This is a genomic window from Frankia sp. CcWB2, assembly GCF_977927585.1.
Genome location: NZ_CDWRCM010000112.1, coordinates 1 through 1,090 on the forward strand (window position 1 = coordinate 1; position 1,090 = coordinate 1,090).

Below are 1,090 nucleotides of genomic sequence, written 5' to 3' on the forward strand. Positions count from 1 at the left end.
AAATCCTTTCGTCAAAAAAATCTTCGGCCGGTTCCCGGCTGTTCAGGAACCCATCCGGGCCGGGCTTCGCGGTACCTCGGCACCGAGCGCGTCAGCGGCCGCGAGGGTCGCCCGGCTCGAGGCGAGCAGCTCCGCGGTGACACCGGTGTCGCTGCCGCGGCACATCCGCAGGAAGGCCGCCGCGGCGGCACGATGCCCCTTGTCCTGCGGCCCCTTCCAGGCGGAACGTCCATCGATCACCAGTTCGCGGTAATCGTCGATGCGGACGTGCCGGCTGCCCGCCAGCGCCTCGAGATGCTCCTTACGCACTCCGCGGGGACGGGCGGAACTGTAGGAGATGGCCGACAGGGAACCGTCGGCATGCCGGAGCGTGACCGCCACATCGGGAGCAAGCAACAGCTCGGCCTCCCGCCCGGCAAGCGCCGTCACCATGTCCACGTCGCTGCCGGCGAGCGCGACGCAGGTGTCGACGAAGTGGCAGACCTCGCCGAGCAGCCGGCCACCCTGGACCCGGTCGTTGTACCAGTGGTCGGCCGGCACCGGCCCGGCGGCGATCCGATAGCTCAACGTGAGAGGACCGTCCCGGTCGGCCAGCGCCGCGCGGGCTGCGGTGACCGCCGGAGAAAAACGCCGGTTGTAGCCGACGACAAGCACCCCGCCGCCGGTCGCCGCCGCCTTCTCCACCCGGTTGAGCTCGTCGAGGCTCAGCGCGAGCGGCTTCTCGCACCATACGTGCCGACCGCCTTCCAGGGCCCGGGCGGCGAGGTTGGCATGTGTCTCATGCGGCGTCGCGATGACGACCACGTCGACGTCGTCGTCGTCCAGCACGGCGTCGGCGCCGGCCACCGCCCCGGCGAACCCGTGCCGGTCCGCGAAGGCCCTGGCCGACCGGCCACCGGCGGAGGCCACCGTGACCAACTGGTCGAACCCGGCCGCCCGGAACGCGGGCAGCAGAACCGATCCGGAGAACGTCCCGGCCCCGATCCAGCCGACCCGGCTGCCCCGACGTCCCGCTGGGGCGGATCGCTGGCGGGGCACCCGCGGCCGCGGGCTGACCGACCGGTCCCGGGCCGGGCCCGCGCTGTGCGCC

At 72.7% G+C, this 1,090-nt stretch carries 1 protein-coding gene; it reads right to left on the reverse strand.

What is annotated here, in order from left to right; all coding sequences use genetic code 11:
• Window positions 1-42 precede the first annotated feature (42 nt).
• Window positions 43-1,090: Gfo/Idh/MocA family protein (locus tag ACY45C_RS13060; RefSeq protein ID WP_462187894.1), on the reverse strand; the 1,048-nt coding region annotated here is incomplete at its 5' end.